This is a genomic window from Pseudoalteromonas rubra, from assembly GCF_004212645.1.
GTDB lineage: Bacteria > Pseudomonadota > Gammaproteobacteria > Enterobacterales > Alteromonadaceae > Pseudoalteromonas > Pseudoalteromonas rubra_G.
Genome location: NZ_PPUZ01000020.1, coordinates 65,268 through 79,920, shown reverse-complemented (window position 1 = coordinate 79,920; position 14,653 = coordinate 65,268). Strand labels below are relative to the sequence as shown.

11 protein-coding genes and 7 tRNA genes are annotated in these 14,653 nt (G+C 49.7%); 9 read left to right on the top strand and 9 right to left on the bottom strand.

Annotated features, from left to right (window positions below; all coding sequences use genetic code 11):
• Nucleotides 1-90 precede the first annotated feature (90 nt).
• Nucleotides 91-166 (bottom strand) — tRNA-Ala (locus C3B51_RS07780).
• 610 nt (nucleotides 167-776) lie between these two features.
• Here C3B51_RS07780 and C3B51_RS07775 point away from each other — a divergent pair.
• The 7 genes from C3B51_RS07775 to C3B51_RS07745 all read left to right on the top strand — a co-directional run bounded on the left by C3B51_RS07775 (nucleotide 777) and on the right by C3B51_RS07745 (nucleotide 3,877).
• Nucleotides 777-852: transfer RNA gene (locus C3B51_RS07775), tRNA-Val, on the top strand.
• A gap of 123 nt (nucleotides 853-975) precedes the next feature.
• Nucleotides 976-1,051 (top strand) — tRNA-Val (locus C3B51_RS07770).
• Between the two features lie 148 nt (nucleotides 1,052-1,199).
• Nucleotides 1,200-1,275, top strand: a tRNA-Val gene (locus tag C3B51_RS07765).
• A 110-nt stretch (nucleotides 1,276-1,385) separates the two neighbouring features.
• Nucleotides 1,386-1,461: transfer RNA gene (locus C3B51_RS07760), tRNA-Val, on the top strand.
• A gap of 34 nt (nucleotides 1,462-1,495) precedes the next feature.
• Nucleotides 1,496-1,571 (top strand) — tRNA-Val (locus C3B51_RS07755).
• A gap of 40 nt (nucleotides 1,572-1,611) precedes the next feature.
• A tRNA-Val gene (locus C3B51_RS07750) sits at nucleotides 1,612-1,687 on the top strand.
• Nucleotides 1,688-2,242: 555 nt separating this feature from the next.
• Nucleotides 2,243-3,877 (top strand): response regulator, encoded by a 1,635-nt coding sequence (locus C3B51_RS07745; RefSeq protein ID WP_130244675.1) that lies wholly within the window; start codon nucleotides 2,243-2,245, stop codon nucleotides 3,875-3,877.
• Nucleotides 3,878-3,912: 35 nt separating this feature from the next.
• Here C3B51_RS07745 and msrB read toward each other — a convergent pair whose 3' ends face one another.
• The 6 genes from msrB to C3B51_RS07715 form a co-directional block, all read right to left on the bottom strand.
• Nucleotides 3,913-4,368 carry a peptide-methionine (R)-S-oxide reductase MsrB gene (msrB, locus tag C3B51_RS07740; RefSeq protein ID WP_125716497.1) on the bottom strand — a complete coding sequence of 152 codons (456 nt, stop codon included), beginning with the start codon at nucleotides 4,366-4,368 and terminating at the stop codon, nucleotides 3,913-3,915.
• Between the two features lie 171 nt (nucleotides 4,369-4,539).
• Nucleotides 4,540-5,025, bottom strand: a complete 486-nt coding sequence (locus tag C3B51_RS07735) for a DUF2919 family protein (RefSeq protein ID WP_125716498.1) — start codon at nucleotides 5,023-5,025, stop codon at nucleotides 4,540-4,542.
• 44 nt (nucleotides 5,026-5,069) lie between these two features.
• On the bottom strand, nucleotides 5,070-7,091 hold the full coding sequence (ligA, locus tag C3B51_RS07730; RefSeq protein ID WP_130244674.1) for an NAD-dependent DNA ligase LigA: 2,022 nt from the start codon (nucleotides 7,089-7,091) through the stop codon (nucleotides 5,070-5,072).
• A gap of 81 nt (nucleotides 7,092-7,172) precedes the next feature.
• Nucleotides 7,173-7,901, bottom strand: a complete 729-nt coding sequence (zipA, locus tag C3B51_RS07725; protein WP_125716500.1) for a cell division protein ZipA — start codon at nucleotides 7,899-7,901, stop codon at nucleotides 7,173-7,175.
• 16 nt (nucleotides 7,902-7,917) lie between these two features.
• The gene (locus C3B51_RS07720; protein ID WP_130244673.1) at nucleotides 7,918-11,325 is read right to left on the bottom strand and encodes a chromosome segregation SMC family protein; all 3,408 of its coding nucleotides are present in this window, start codon (nucleotides 11,323-11,325) and stop codon (nucleotides 7,918-7,920) included.
• Between the two features lie 46 nt (nucleotides 11,326-11,371).
• On the bottom strand, nucleotides 11,372-12,103 hold the full coding sequence (locus C3B51_RS07715) for a TrmH family RNA methyltransferase (protein ID WP_130244672.1): 732 nt from the start codon (nucleotides 12,101-12,103) through the stop codon (nucleotides 11,372-11,374).
• A 134-nt stretch (nucleotides 12,104-12,237) separates the two neighbouring features.
• On the opposite strand from C3B51_RS07715, the gene C3B51_RS07710 reads away from it, so the two are divergent.
• Nucleotides 12,238-12,534, top strand: a complete 297-nt coding sequence (locus C3B51_RS07710) for a hypothetical protein (RefSeq protein WP_125716503.1) — start codon at nucleotides 12,238-12,240, stop codon at nucleotides 12,532-12,534.
• Nucleotides 12,535-12,632: 98 nt separating this feature from the next.
• Here the strand turns inward: C3B51_RS07710 and C3B51_RS07705 are convergent, their stop codons facing one another.
• Together C3B51_RS07705 and C3B51_RS07700 are read right to left on the bottom strand one after the other, a co-directional pair.
• A complete protein-coding gene (locus C3B51_RS07705) occupies nucleotides 12,633-13,235 on the bottom strand; it encodes a CBS domain-containing protein (RefSeq protein ID WP_130244671.1) in 603 nt (200 codons plus the stop codon).
• Between the two features lie 131 nt (nucleotides 13,236-13,366).
• Nucleotides 13,367-13,651, bottom strand: a complete 285-nt coding sequence (locus C3B51_RS07700) for a hypothetical protein (protein WP_125716505.1) — start codon at nucleotides 13,649-13,651, stop codon at nucleotides 13,367-13,369.
• A 253-nt stretch (nucleotides 13,652-13,904) separates the two neighbouring features.
• Here C3B51_RS07700 and cysZ point away from each other — a divergent pair, with 253 nt between their 5' ends.
• Nucleotides 13,905-14,633: a sulfate transporter CysZ gene (gene cysZ, locus C3B51_RS07695; RefSeq protein ID WP_130244670.1), complete on the top strand. Its 729-nt coding sequence runs from the start codon at nucleotides 13,905-13,907 to the stop codon at nucleotides 14,631-14,633.
• The last annotated feature ends 20 nt before the right edge of the window (nucleotides 14,634-14,653 follow it).

The window sequence follows — 14,653 nt, the reverse complement described above, 5'->3', positions numbered from 1 at the left end:
GCCTCTAGACGAAGGGGACACAATTATTTAGAAACAGCATTCGAAGCCAGTTCCAAATATTATATCACTAGGACATTTATGCACTGAATTTGGTGGAGCTAGGCGGGATCGAACCGCCGACCTCTTGCATGCCATGCAAGCGCTCTCCCAGCTGAGCTATAGCCCCTCACCAGTAGCAATGAAACTGTAACGCTGCATCGCTGAGTGCGGGGCGCATTCTATGCATCACAGAAAACAAAGTCAACACCTTTTCTGCAAGTTTTTTCTAACTGCTGCAAAAACGCCCCAAGAGCACAGAATATAAGCGAATTGAGCGGTTCAATCAATAGAAGTGCCTGTTTTTGCTTAATTTAAAACCAGCTATTCTCGATTATGCATGTCCTTGTACTTGATCTCTCAGTATTTTGAACAAGCAGGCACAGACTGCCATTCAATTGGACACAGATAAAAGGCCAGGATAAAAGGCCAGGACATCCATTGGGCAATTCATTTCTTTTGCAAGCGGATTTCCATCTCGAAACAAATGCTTTTAATTCCCCCGCCCAACCTTCCTGTCTAAAAACAGCACTCAACATCCTCATCCCCCCACCGCTCACTTTACCTGGCGGACAATATATTGCTTAGACATATAATGAAGAGAAATACCTAAAAAACGAACACCTGAACACAAAAGAAGCATACAGATAAAAAATCAGGATTTTGTGTTGACTCCTTTGAAAGGAAACATATAATAGCGCCCCACAACGACACGGCAATGTGTCTTGTGTTTCGAATGTGGGTTGTTAGCTCAGTTGGGAGAGCATCGCCCTTACAAGGCGAGGGTCACTGGTTCAAGTCCAGTACAACCCACCATAATTTTGGTGATTTGGTCGATGCAGCATCGCGCTCATTCTACCAAGGCAAGGGTTCTGAATTAAAGTCAGTACAACCCACCATAATTTTGGTGAATCTTATTCACATTCGAAACAGCGTATTGGGTTGTTAGCTCAGTTGGGAGAGCATCGCCCTTACAAGGCGAGGGTCACTGGTTCAAGTCCAGTACAACCCACCATAATTTGGTAAACTTGGTCGATGCAGCATCGCGCTCATTCTTACCAAGGCAAGGGGTCTGAATTAAAGTCAGTACAACCCACCATAATCTTTTTTGTCTAAAAAGAAGAAAAAATTATGGCTCAATACGCAAAAGTCAGAATAGTTATGGGTTGTTAGCTCAGTTGGGAGAGCATCGCCCTTACAAGGCGAGGGTCACTGGTTCAAGTCCAGTACAACCCACCATTAATTTGGTGAACTTGGTCGATGCAGCATCGCGCTCATTCTTACCAAGGCAAGGGTTATTGAATTAAATTCAGTACAACCCACCATAACTAAAGACAAAATTTTAAGATGGGTTGTTAGCTCAGTTGGGAGAGCATCGCCCTTACAAGGCGAGGGTCACTGGTTCAAGTCCAGTACAACCCACCATCTTAGAAACTTAATTGTCAAAAAATAATACTCTGGGTTGTTAGCTCAGTTGGGAGAGCATCGCCCTTACAAGGCGAGGGTCACTGGTTCAAGTCCAGTACAACCCACCATTTCTTCGGAAATACAGAGTATGTACCTGCATCTATGCATGGGTTGTTAGCTCAGTTGGGAGAGCATCGCCCTTACAAGGCGAGGGTCACTGGTTCAAGTCCAGTACAACCCACCATCATTTCAAAGATATAATTATTGGTCGATGCGGCATCGCGCTCATTCCTAATCAAGGCGAAGTTCACTGGTTCAATTCCAGTACAACCCACCATCATTTCAAAAATAGTCAGTCAAACTCTCTTTATTCTATCTCCATGATTTGATCGATGCGGCATCGCGTTCATACCTAATCAAAGCGAAGGTCTCTGGTTCAAGTCCAGTACAACCCACCATCATACTAAAAATATCTTCTGTCAAATTCTCTTGAAGTCCTGTCTTATCCTCCGTGTGTTGGTCGATGCGGCATCGCGTTCATTCTTGCCAAGGCGAAGGTCACAGGTGTAAGTCCAGTACAACCCACCATCATTTCAAAAAATATCATCAGCCACTCTTTCTGTAAGTCCTGTTTTATCTTCCATATTTTGGTCAATGCAGTATCACATTCATCCAAAACAATGCCTGGCCCCCTACTTTCTCTGTATTCTTACCAAGCTTTTTAATCCTTATGTTTCAAAAGAAAAGATAAACGACTAGACTAAAAGCATTCCGAGTTTATTCCTTTAGCTTTCACTTTATGTCTGTTCAACCCTTTGTAAATGCAAAAATTTTGATCGTGGAAGAACAGCAACTGGCGCTGAGCTACATTAAACAGTCGCTGGACCAGCTGGCATATAAAAACGTCCAGTTTGCCGAAAATGCCCAACTGGCAAAGGAAAGCTGTATCCATCATAAATTTGATTTGATTATCTGCTCATTTGACCTGAGCAAACGCCAGAATGGGTATCAGCTTTACGAAGAGCTACTTAAAAAGCGCCTGATCCGTCAAAGTACCGGGTTTATTTTCACCTCAGCCGAAACCAGCCCCGAACTGGTGCACAGTATTGTTGAGTTACAGCCTGATGACTTCCTGGTAAAGCCTTTCAGTATTAAAGAACTCAAATCACGCATCGAGCGTGTACTAAAGCGCAAACGTAGCCTTAAAACGCTCTACAATCTGATTGACGACGAAAACTACTCCAAGGCGCTAAAACTTATTAACTCAGAGCTTGAAAGCGGTGAGCACGCTTACAGCCCGATATTGCTCAAGCTAAAAGGTGAGACCCTATTGCAGCTCAAGCAATATGACGAGGCCAAACAGTTTTACCGCTCTGTGCTCGAATTGCAAAAGTTTACCTGGGCCAAGCTCGGTCTGGTGGAAACCTTGATCGCCAATAACGAAGACATCATGGCGCAGAAGATGCTTAAGTCTTTGATCGAAAAAAGTGAAACTCGTCTGGCCGCGTTGGATTTGTTGTCTCGTCTGGAGCTAAAGCTCAATCAGTTTGAGGAAGCTCAGGTATCTTTAGTGCAAGCCTCACAGATTGCACCACGTAATATCGAACGGCAGAAATCTCTCAGCACAGTAGCTCGGATCAATCATGATTATGAATGTAGTTACAACGCGCAAAAAGAAATCGCTAATTTTGCACGTTATTCGATGCATGACAGCCCTGACGTCTATTTAAACGCCGCCCGCGCCGGAATTGATTTTGCACTGAGCACAGATCAACACGATCAGATCACCCGGCTCACCCGGCAAACCCAGCAATATCTGAGTGATCTCAAAAAGCAGTTTCCCAATGCGAATAACCAGACTCAAATTGATGTGCTAAACGCGCGGCTGCATTATCTTAAAGATGAGCACAGCAAAGCGCGACAACTGATGGAGCAACTGGAAGATGAGCCTCAGATCCGCTCAGTTGATGCCGCATTAGATAAAGCAAAAGCATTTCATGAACTTGGGTTTCAGCACAAAGCAGAGGCGTTATTTGGTCAGATCATCACACACTGCGAACGTCACCAGCAACAAAACGATCCCGCCTTTATGCACCTGTTACAGCAACAGCAGGATGAACGTCGCAACATCACAATGGGACCAAAAGAGTTAAATAACCATGCCGTAAAGCAATTTCAGAAGGGGCAGTTGGATGTCGCACTGGAAGCCTTTACACAGGCATTTCGGGTCATGCCCAAAAACGCCAGTATTGCGCTCAATTTGCTCCAGTGTCTTGCCGACGCAACAGGGAAGAAAGCCACCACGTTTAACTCCAACCTGGCTGCCAAATGCTATAAAAGACTCAGCGCTGCGCAACTCGAGCCCGAGCAACAGGAGCGATTTGAGAAATTGCAGGCACAGCTTGCAGAAATGAACCTGGATTTTAAGCCCTGATCAGGCAGAAGTGCCTTGGCCCCTGCATGCCCAATTTAATGTGTGCCTTCTTCGTGCTTTTTCAGCGCCAGTGCGTTCACGCAATAGCGTAAACCGCTGGGCTTAGGGCCATCCGGAAACACATGTCCAAGGTGGGCATCACACACATTACACACTATCTCTACCCTGTCCATACCGTGCGATCTATCCAGTCGATAAGCCACAGAATCTGCGCTGTGGGGTTGCGTAAATGCAGGCCAGCCAGAGCCGCTGTCATACTTTTCTTCGGCATCAAACAACAGTTGGTCACAGCAGGCACAGTGGTATTTACCCGGTGAGAACACACTACAGCTTTGCGAACTGAACGGGCGCTCAGTGCCCCGATTACGTGTGATATGAAATACAGAAGGTTCAAGCAGCGCCTGCCACTGCATCAGGTTTTTTTCAACCCGCCTGGGTGGCTGTGGGTTGCCGTTGTCTGCGAACTGCAGAATGTCTCGCCAAGTTAACATGTCTCTTTCTCCGGTTGATATTGGGTGACTCCATATCGGCAAACACGCGCGTTTGGTTTTATTGTTATAGAGTGACTCAAGCCAGTCCGGATCAGACTAGCGTGATATTTTTACGCCAATATGAAAACCACGATCGCCCTTATGTTTAGTTGTCTGCCCACCAGCGTCAAGTCAATTATTTTCAGGTTCAGGCCAATCCCCAAAAAAACACGTTAAGTATCGACTTTTGAGTAAATACAAAATGACCCAACAAACCAGCACGGCCTGGATGGCCAGATAGAAAGAGAATTGGTAGTGTGCCTGAACAATTTGCATCCCCAGCCAGGCTAAGTCCAGACAGGCGGCTATCAGCAATGGCCAGCGCATATAACGCCAGTAGCGGGCTAACTTGGGCGAGCTGGTTGGTCTGCGCAAAGAAAACAACACAGTTGGGATCAGGGCCAGGCTGGCTATCATAACCGCCACAAAAAAGTGCTGTTTTGAATGGAAGAACAAGGACATAAGATCCAGATCTGGACGCCAGGTCAGGGCCGAAACCAGCCACAAAAGCAACGGCCTGAGCAACACCAGTAAGGTCAGATTAAAGCCGACAGGCGTGCGATATACCCCATATTTATCCCAGTACTCGGGCCCATACCCCGCCTGCAACTTGCTCATACCACTTCTCTCATTTGATGGCGGGCTAATCAGCCCGACTGTTGTTACCCCTGATGTGAGTCAAGCAATGTAATCAATGCCGCTTCATCCAGGATATCGATCCCAAGATCTTGCGCCTTGGTTAGCTTTGATCCCGCTTTTTCGCCTGCCACCAGTGCGTGCGTATTTTTAGAGACACTCCCGGACACTTTAGCTCCAAGTGCCTGTAATCGCGCTTTAGCGTCGTTGCGGTTAAGCTGGCTCAGCGTGCCCGTCAATACGTAAGTCAGGCCAGCAAGTGGCTGCTCACTTTCTGCTTTTGCAGCAATTTCAGGCCAGTGCAACCCTTGCTCAAGTAGATCGCTCACCACTTTTTGATTGTGTGGTTCACTGAAAAACGCGTGAATATGCTGAGCAACCACAACACCCACATCACTTACTTCCTGTAGACTCTCAATGGAGGCATTCATCACCTTTTCAAGCGTCAGATAGTGATTTGCCAGGTTTTGTGCTGTGGCTTCGCCCACTTCGCGGATCCCAAGGGCATATAAAAACTTGGCCAGTGTTGTTTGTTTGGCCTCTTCAAGCGCGCCTACCAGGTTCTTGGCTGATTTAGGACCCATGCGCTCTAGTGACTCAAAGTGGCCCTGACGCAGGGTAAATAATTCCGCCGGCGTGGTGATCAGTTCTCGTTCAACCAGTTGCTCAACAATCTTGTCGCCCAGGCCATCGATGTCCAGCGCCTTACGCGACGCAAAGTGTTTAATCGCTTCTTTGCGTTGTGCGCGGCACACCAGACCACCGGTGCAACGCGCAACGGCTTCACCTTCCACACGCTCAACGTGGGAATCACATACCGGACAGGTATCCGGGAAAGTGATATCGCGCGCATCTTCAGGCCTTTTTTCCAGTACCACCTGGGTGATCTGCGGGATCACATCGCCGGCGCGTCGGATGATCACGGTATCACCGACTTTGACACCCAGACGGTCGATTTCGTCACGGTTGTGCAAAGTCGCATTCGAGACGGTCACGCCGCCAACAAACACCGGCTCCAGCCGCGCAACCGGTGTGATGGCGCCGGTCCGACCTACCTGAAACTCTACATCCAGCAACTGTGTTAATTCTTCCTGAGCCGGAAATTTAAATGCAATGGCCCAGCGCGGTGCACGCGCAACAAAGCCCAGCTGCTCCTGAAACGGTTTATTATCAACCTTGATAACCACGCCATCAATTTCATACGGCAACGCGTCGCGCTCGGCCATTATAGCTTCATAGTATTGATAAGCCGCGCTGGCACCCGTTACCCGCTTTGTTTGCGGGCACATAGGCAAGCCCCAGTCTTTTAACTGCTGCAATTGCGCATAATGGGTATCAGCCAGCTCAGCACCCTGCACTACGCCCATAGAATAGGCGTAAAACATCAGTGGTCGTTTGGCGGTAATTTTAGGATCCAGCTGACGCAGGCTGCCCGCCGCCGCATTACGTGGGTTCGCAAAGGTTTTTTCATCACGCTTTGCTGCGGTTTCGTTCAGTCGTGCAAAGCCGGCCTTGTCCATAAAAACTTCACCACGTACTTCCAGCTCAGCCGGAATATTGTCACCACGTAAACGCAGTGGAATGTTACGTATGGTTTTCACGTTCTCGGTGATATTTTCACCTACCTGACCATCACCGCGAGTTGCGGCCTGAACCAGCACCCCATCACGGTAAAGAATCGACACGGCCAGACCATCCAGCTTTGGCTCGCAACAAAAGTCCAGTTCGTTGTTGTGCAGCAGGCGCTCTTTAATGCGACGATTAAACGCATTGAACTCAGCCTCATCGAATGCATTGTCCAGAGACAACATAGGGACCTGATGCGTTACCTGCTCAAATTTACTCAACGCAGCGCCACCCACTTTTTGTGAGGGAGAATCCGGGGTTAGATAGTCAGGATGCTGGGTTTCCAGCTCAATCAGAGCGCGCATTACCCGGTCATATTCGGCATCGGGTACCGTGGGCTGATCCAAGACATAGTACTGGTAGTTATAACTTTCCAACTGTTGTCTTAATTCATTGATTTGTTTGCTGATAGTTTCTGACATTACAACCTCTTAATAACACAAAAAGCCACGGACCTAAGTCCGTGGCTCTGTCGCGTCTATGCCCACAGGCAGTATTAACGCTTAAACGGTATATTCGCGTACCTTTTCAACATAGGCACGGGTGGTATTCACAGTGAGTGGCTCACGACTGCTGTCCAGCACACTGGCACCAAATTCATCGGCCAACTTTTTCGCGGCGCTGTGTAGCATATTGAACGCCGCCATGCTATCGCCTTCGCACGGCAACGTCATAAACAGGCTGACGCCACCGGTGCTGAACTGTTCCATATTATCGATATCGAACGTGCCCGGGTTATACATATTCACTAACCGGAACAAGACCGGACCATTGCCGGATGACTCTACATGACGATTGAAAAAGCCTTCATCCGAGTACTTAAAGCCAAGACTCAATACACATGGCAACAGCTTAGAGCCCGCCATTGTCAGGCCTTCCGGCATCTCGATATGGAGAATAATAAAGTCCTGCGGCGCTGTTTCCTGTGAATCAGCCTCCTGCGGTGCCTCTTCCTGTTGCTCAGCAGAGTCTGCAGGTGTTTCTGCCACTTCGCTTTGACTTTGGGCCAGTGCAGACTCTTTGTCTTCATCGACGGCAGAAAAGCTCATTTCATCCAGCTGTGGCTCTTCCTCGCGCTGCGGCTGAGGCGCGGCTGCGGGTTTCTTGTTGACTGCGGGGTTATCGGTGTCCTGGTTCTCTTTTTTTCTCACCGACCATAAGCCATGTATCAATAATCCACCAATGATCAGTGCACTGATCACGATTAATGCCCATCTTAATTCTGTGGCCATTGCTCACCTTTACTTATTATGCATGCGCCATTTGCACTGCTTGTTCTATGTCTACGGCAACCATACGTGAAACCCCGGGTTCCGCCATGGTTACCCCCGTCAGCCGGCCCGCCATTTCCATTGCGACCTTGTTGTGGCTGATGTAAATAAACTGCACCGTTTGCGACATTTCTTCGACCAGTCGGCAGAAGCGTCCAACGTTCGCATCGTCCAGCGGTGCATCTACTTCATCCAGCATACAAAACGGGGCTGGATTTAGTCTAAATATTGAAAATACCAATGATAATGCGGTCAGGGCTTTTTCTCCACCACTTAACAGATGAATTGTCGAGTTTTTCTTACCCGGCGGCCTTGCCATGATGCTCACCCCACTCTCCAGCAGGTCATCACTGGTCAGTTCCAGATAGGCACTGCCGCCGCCAAATACTTTGGGAAACAGCTCCGCCAGCCCCTGATTAACTTGATCAAAGGTGCTTTTAAAACGACTACGTGTTTCGCGGTCAATCTTACGAATGGCGCCTTCGAGCGTTTCCAGTGCTGCACTGAGGTCATCCAGCTGTTCATCAAGGTAACGCTTGCGCTGCTGCGCCTCATCAAATTCTTCAATCGCCGCCAGGTTAACGGCACCGAGCAAACTCAGCTGCTGTCCAATCCGGGTCAGCTTGCCCTGATGACTGCTGGCCTGCGCATCTTCCGGTAGCTGCGCCAATACGTCTTTAAGTGTCTGACGAAGCTCAACTAAAGGTTCAAGCGCAGCCTGCGCCTTGACCATCAGGCTTTGCTCCTGAAGTGCTAGCTGCTGGCGTTGCTCTTTAAGCTGGGTGCTTTTTGCCTGGGCACCTTTGAGTGCCAGCTGTTTATCGGCGAGTTGCTGTTTTGCGTCACTCAGCTTTGCTGCCGTTTCCTTTGCAGCCTGCTCCAGTTCAGTATGACGGATCAGCAGCTCGGTTTGCTGTTGTTCCAGCTCAACTCCGGGCTCATCGCAGCTGCTTAGTTGCTGCTGCACCTGATCCAGCGCTTCAGTGCCCTGCTTCAAACTTTGCGCCAGATGGCTGAGTTTGGTCTGACCCAGTTGTGCGTCGCTTTGCGCCTGCTGGAGCTTCATTTTAGCCTGATGGTGCTGTTGCTGAATATCACGCTGCTGCTGTTGCAGCTGTTGATGTGCCCGCTTGAGTGCTTCGAGTGCTTCGCCCGCCTGGTTCATTTGCTGTTGCAACTGCTCTTGTGCTTCTTCTGCCTGCCACAGGGCCTGCTCGCTTTCTTCGAGTTGCGCCACCAGCAATTCGCCCTGCTCGTCCAGCTCAAGCTGGCTGCGCTCAAGCTGGCTACTTTGCTGCTGCCAGCTGGCTTGCTGAGCGAGCAACATATCGACCCGGGTCTGGCTGCTGGCCACCTGTTTAGCCGCCTCATGGACTGCTTGCTTATTCGCTTCGAGCTGGTGTGAGCACGTTGCCACAGCGCTCTCCAAAGGCGTCAGTGACGCTTCCAGCTCACTCAGCTGTGCTTCGATTTGTGGCAATGCAGCCTTGTGAGCGCGCAGCTCGCCGTAATGGGCAAGCAGGCTACCCGACTGTGCATCTTCCTTCTGCGCCTGCCAGTTGCCGCCATATAGGGTGCCTTCGTCATCGATAGCGGCAAAAAACGCACCACGGGCGCTAAAATGGCGAGCCTGCCCAAGCCATTCAATCTGGTTGAGAAAATCCGGGTAAATTTCGGACTGCACAAGCGTTGCCACACTGCCCGGCGTTTTTTCGCCCTCAGGCGCAGACCAGATACGGCTGGCGTAGTCTTGTTCAGTGATCCGCAGTGACCCCAGCCCAAACATGGCACGCTCTACAATCGCTTCAAGCCCCGGCTCAACTCTCAGTACACTAAGCAGTGGCTCGCCCGGCGCATCCTGGCTGTCGCCTTGCTGGGCACGAGTCAGTTTTTCCAGCGCCTGAACCTGGGCCTGCGCCTGCCCGAGCCTGACTTGTTGCGCCTGACATTTGTTCTGCAGTGCCGTTCGGGCTTCGCTCAGACGTTGCAGCTCTGTGCTCAGACGCTGATTTTCTTGTTGCGAGATGGCCATTGCATGAACCAGCTCCTGATGCGCCTTTTGTTGCTCGGCGAGCGTCTCAGCCGGGTTTTGCGCACTGTGCTGGGCTTGTTGCTGCTCCAGTTGCGCCTGCCGCTGGCTCTGATGCTGCCTCTGTTGTGTCAGGCGTTGCAAGGCCAGCTGACACTGCTGAGTATGCTGGCGTGCTTTTTCCAAAGCCTGTTGCGCCGTCTGGCAGCTTGCTTCCTGTGCTTGTAGCTGCTGCATTTTTTCATCAATAAGCAGCTCAGCTTCAGCGAGCTTTTCAGCACTGATCTCAGAGGCCTCTTGATGCGCTTCACACTGCTCTGTGAGCTCTGCACAATGCTGCTGTTGTTGTTCATAAAGCGCCTGAGCCTGCGCAATTTCTTCATTCAACTGGGTGTGTTTATCTGTCAGTTCACGACGTTTCTCACTCAGGTGGATCTTTTGCTGTTCAATGCGGGTTAACTGGGTTTGTGTACTGTGCAGCTGCTGTTGTAATGCTGCCTGCGCATCACTAAAGTGGGTGACCTGCTGCTCAAAGCTCGCCAGTACATCGTCGTGCCCGCCGTGAGCCTGCTCTAAAAAGGTCAGCTGCTCGTTCAGCTTAGCAATCTGAGTGGTTTTTTCCTGTTGTTTGGCATGTAATTCCTGCCACTTTAACACCGCCAGCTGGCCTTTCAAGGTACGCTCCTGGGCCTTGAGATCTCGGTACTGGCGCGCGGCTTCGGCCTGTTTGGCCAGTCTGTCGAGCTGATTTTGCAGCTCCTGACGCATATCCAGCAACCGCTCCAGGTTCTCACGGGTGCTTTTGATCCGCGTCTGGGTTTCCCGGCGACGCTCTTTATACTTGGACACCCCGGCGGCTTCTTCCAAAAAAATGCGCAGCTCCTGCGGCTTGCTCTCAATCAGTCGCGAGATCATCCCCTGCTCTATGATGGCATAACTGCGCGGGCCAAGGCCGGTGCCAAGAAAAATATCGGTGATGTCACGTTTGCGGCATTTACTGCCATTGAGAAAATACAGCGACTGGCCATCGCGAGTCACCAGACGTTTTATCGCAACCTGGGTACGGTCGGCCATAGAGCCGGGCAAGCGCCCTTGAGTGTTATCGAACAGCAGCTCAACGGAAGCCTGAGAGACGGGTTTACGGTGGGTTGAACCGTTGAAGATCACATCGGTCATGGCATCGCCACGGAGGTTTTTGGCAGAGCTTTCACCCAATACCCAGCGCACCGCATCAATCACGTTAGATTTGCCACACCCGTTGGGGCCGACAACACAGGTCATCGGCTCCGGGAAAGGGATTTTGGTGGGCTCGACAAACGATTTAAAGCCGGCCAGTTTAATGCTACTCAGGCGCATAGAAACAAAAGCTTAAGTGCAATTACACAGGTTCAAAGCCACCACCTTAACCGTGGCGCTTGATGTTATCGAGGATGATCCCCGTGGCCATCGCCACATTCAGCGACTCCGCGCCGCCAAATGCCGGAATGGTGACAGGCTGGTTGATATGCTCTGCCACCGCATCACTGATCCCGTGCGATTCGCTGCCCATCACTAAAATACCTTTCGCTGTAAACGATGTAGTATGCACGCTTTGACCTTCCAGAAACGCCCCATAAATCGGCCCATCGTAGGCTTTTAGCAGCGCGCATAGATCGGTTCTGATCACATCAACCCGGGCAAAAGAGCCCATAGTTGCACTGATCACTTTGGGATTCAGGTGGTCGGCACAGTGCTCGCTTAGCACAATCTGGCGCAAACCATACCAGTCCGCAACACGAATAATGGTGCCCAGGTTGCCTGGGTCGGAGACGCCGTCCAGCGCCAGGACCAGCCCTTGGGTATTCAACTCAGCTTGCGGCTCTGTCTCAGCAATGGCAATGGCCGCATTGTTACTGACCAGAGTACTGACTTTACTCAGCTCGGCCTCATCACACGTCACTACTTCATGATTATTCAACAGCAACTGATGGTCGGCAATAAACTCGGCAGTGGCAAAGATCTGTTTCACCGGCTTGCCCGCGCTCAGCAGCTCCTGCACATTTTTGGCCCCCTGTACCAGGTATTGGCCATATTGTTTACGATATTTTTTTTGCGCCAGCGCACGGAGCAGCTTTTGTTGATTTTTCGACAGCATACCTACCTCATTGGTTTACCTGCAAAGTATAACCGCAATAGCAGGGAAAAGGCAGCGCCATCCATCCGCTTGCTTGCCAAAGTCCCTTTATGGGCCGTAAAATAGCCACTCATTCGTATCTATAAGCTGTATTTATGTCCATTGAACTTCAGGTTATCCTGCTCAACGTCATTATTTTGTGTTTGGCCTATTTTGTCATTTACCCGCGTTACGCTGGCAGTGACCTGAAAAAGGTATCCATTCAGGATCTGATCGCCACTTTGGTGTCACTCGCAATAGTCGGTTCGGTCTATTATGGTTCCGGATTGGCTTTTTCTTTGCTCTTGTTTGAGGTTAACTGGGCCTGGTTTACGGTCATAACCTTTACCCTGATTGAGCTGCCCTTGTGCTACTGGTATGCCAAGCGCCATGGCGTAAAATTTCCTGAGTAACAGAGCTTGCTATAAAAAAGGCACCCTCAGGTGCCTTGGCGTTAATTTACATTAACTTTAGGAAATAAATCGGTTGGGCAGTGCGCTGCCAATGGGTATCAGCGCTCTGCGTGATGCAGTACAGACACCACAATGTCGTTAAAATGCTCGGCGGGGCGCAGCTGATTTACCGGACGACCACCTACTTTAATCAGCTCGACCAAATCAAAATACCCGCAGATCTGGTTGGTCTCAGGTTCAGTCACCAGTAGATAGTCAAGACCATGCGATTCCATGGTCACCAGCACATCCCCGGCGCTGGCATCTCGTAATTTGTTCAGACTAACCTGCTTGAGGGTTTGCAACGGCAACATCACATCGCTCACCACCAGCTCATTACGCTGACATCCGCGTAACTGTGCTTCTTTTAATATATGCCGGCTGCCCAGTCGGGCCTGAGAGATGATCCCCTGTAACTGCCCTTTTTGTGCCACAAACATAGACGCTACATGGGTTTTATTTAGCACCAGCGTGGCATCGTCAATGCTGGTGTCCGGGTCCAGGTAAATGGCAGTCTGACCATCCAGGTTATGCATATACTTTTGTGCCGAAACCGTCAGGCGATCAAGCCCGTCGTTATCACCAGTGATGGACAAGGGATTGGCCTGCACGGCCAGCTCGGTGGTTACATCCAGCGTATTCAGTCGGTTAAACGTATTCATATTGCACCTCTACTTCAGAGTCGCGTCAGTGGTTAGCCTGTATCAAGACTCGCCATGACTTTAAGCACACAACGCGCGCCGCCTTAAAATGACAGGCGCACAAAAATAACTATCAAGGTTTTAAAGTGGACTTAAGACAAAGCTGGCGGGGCACGGATCCCCTGCTGGTAATAGGTAAGACTGGGATAATGGGTGCAAGCTTCAGTGCGCAAACACAATGGCAGCGCTGTGGCTTCATCGTGCACACTGTATAGAACAATGACCGGATCGCTGTCGAGTTTACCGTTATCATCGTCATCGTTGTCGATCAGAAATTGGCTCAATTGCGCGGTATGTACTGACACATTGCCGCCGCTGGCGTTCACTGTCAGTGACACCATCAGGCACAATACTAAAACCCAGTAACGCGATTGCATGAACAAACTCCCAAAGCCGATATTTTCAATGTATAGGCAAGCTGGTGTGGTTTCAACCAGCAAAGTGCAATAATCTGAAAATTAATTTTCCCTTGCTTTTGCTCATAACGGGTGTGTTATACCCGCCCGTTAGGAAACCCTCGAAAACACAATGAGATGGCATGGTATGTACAATTTGTTACTGATTAGACTGCCCTTTTTGTGTTGCGCAGTTTTATAATGAGAACAGAACTTTCAGTACAGAGGTATTTCAATGCAACTGACCAAAGGTATGGAGTATTTTGTCGCTGGCTTTTCACTGTTAAGCCAGAAAGGACTAAAACGCTTTGTGTTTATTCCACTGCTTATCAATGTGTTGCTATTTGGCGGCTCGTTATTTTTCCTGTATGACTGGCTGACACAGGGCTTTGCCTACCTAAATGGCTTACTGCCGGACTGGCTCAGCTGGCTGGAATGGTTAATGTGGCCCATTGCCATCTTAGTCATTTTATTCAGTTACAGCATGGTGTTTACGGTGATCACCAACTTTATTGCGGCGCCGTTCAATGGCTTATTGTCTGAAAAAGTTGAACTGCATCTGACCGGACAGCCAATTAACGACGATGGCTTTGCCGATTTGGTGAAAGATGTGCCCCGTATGCTGGGCCGAGAATGGAGCAAGCTGGTTTACTATCTGCCACGCGCCATTGGCTTTTTCATCCTGCTGTGGATGCTGCCTTTCATAGGCCAGATACTCTGGGTGTTGTTTTCATGCTGGATGTACAGCGTGCAGTATAACGACTATCCCTTTGATAACCACAAAATCTCTTTCAAAGAGATGAAAGATACCTTAAAAGCACATCAGGGGCTGTCCTATGGCTTTGGGTTTGCGGTTATGGTGCTGACCAGCATGCCGATTGTTAACCTGATTGTAATGCCGGCAGCAGTGTGTGGTGCAACCAAATTGTGGGTAGAGAATTACCGCACGCAATTTCGCAGCTAACCGCTGATGCCAGCCTGCCG

Excerpts from the sequence above, each read along its gene's own strand:
- ligA (WP_130244674.1), bottom strand. The coding sequence starts at position 7,091 with ATGTCAGAAACTATCAGCAAACAAATCAATGAATTAAGACAACAGTTG.
- C3B51_RS07720 (WP_130244673.1), bottom strand. The coding sequence starts at position 11,325 with ATGCGCCTGAGTAGCATTAAACTGGCCGGCTTTAAATCGTTTGTCGAG.
- C3B51_RS07735 (WP_125716498.1), bottom strand. The coding sequence starts at position 5,025 with ATGAGCAAGTTGCAGGCGGGGTATGGGCCCGAGTACTGGGATAAATAT.
- cysZ (WP_130244670.1), top strand. The coding sequence starts at position 13,905 with ATGCAACTGACCAAAGGTATGGAGTATTTTGTCGCTGGCTTTTCACTG.
- C3B51_RS07705 (WP_130244671.1), bottom strand. The coding sequence starts at position 13,235 with ATGAATACGTTTAACCGACTGAATACGCTGGATGTAACCACCGAGCTG.
- C3B51_RS07710 (WP_125716503.1), top strand. The coding sequence starts at position 12,238 with ATGTCCATTGAACTTCAGGTTATCCTGCTCAACGTCATTATTTTGTGT.
- C3B51_RS07745 (WP_130244675.1), top strand. The coding sequence starts at position 2,243 with ATGTCTGTTCAACCCTTTGTAAATGCAAAAATTTTGATCGTGGAAGAA.
- C3B51_RS07715 (WP_130244672.1), bottom strand. The coding sequence starts at position 12,103 with ATGCTGTCGAAAAATCAACAAAAGCTGCTCCGTGCGCTGGCGCAAAAA.
- C3B51_RS07700 (WP_125716505.1), bottom strand. The coding sequence starts at position 13,651 with ATGCAATCGCGTTACTGGGTTTTAGTATTGTGCCTGATGGTGTCACTG.
- msrB (WP_125716497.1), bottom strand. The coding sequence starts at position 4,368 with ATGTTAACTTGGCGAGACATTCTGCAGTTCGCAGACAACGGCAACCCA.
- zipA (WP_125716500.1), bottom strand. The coding sequence starts at position 7,901 with ATGGCCACAGAATTAAGATGGGCATTAATCGTGATCAGTGCACTGATC.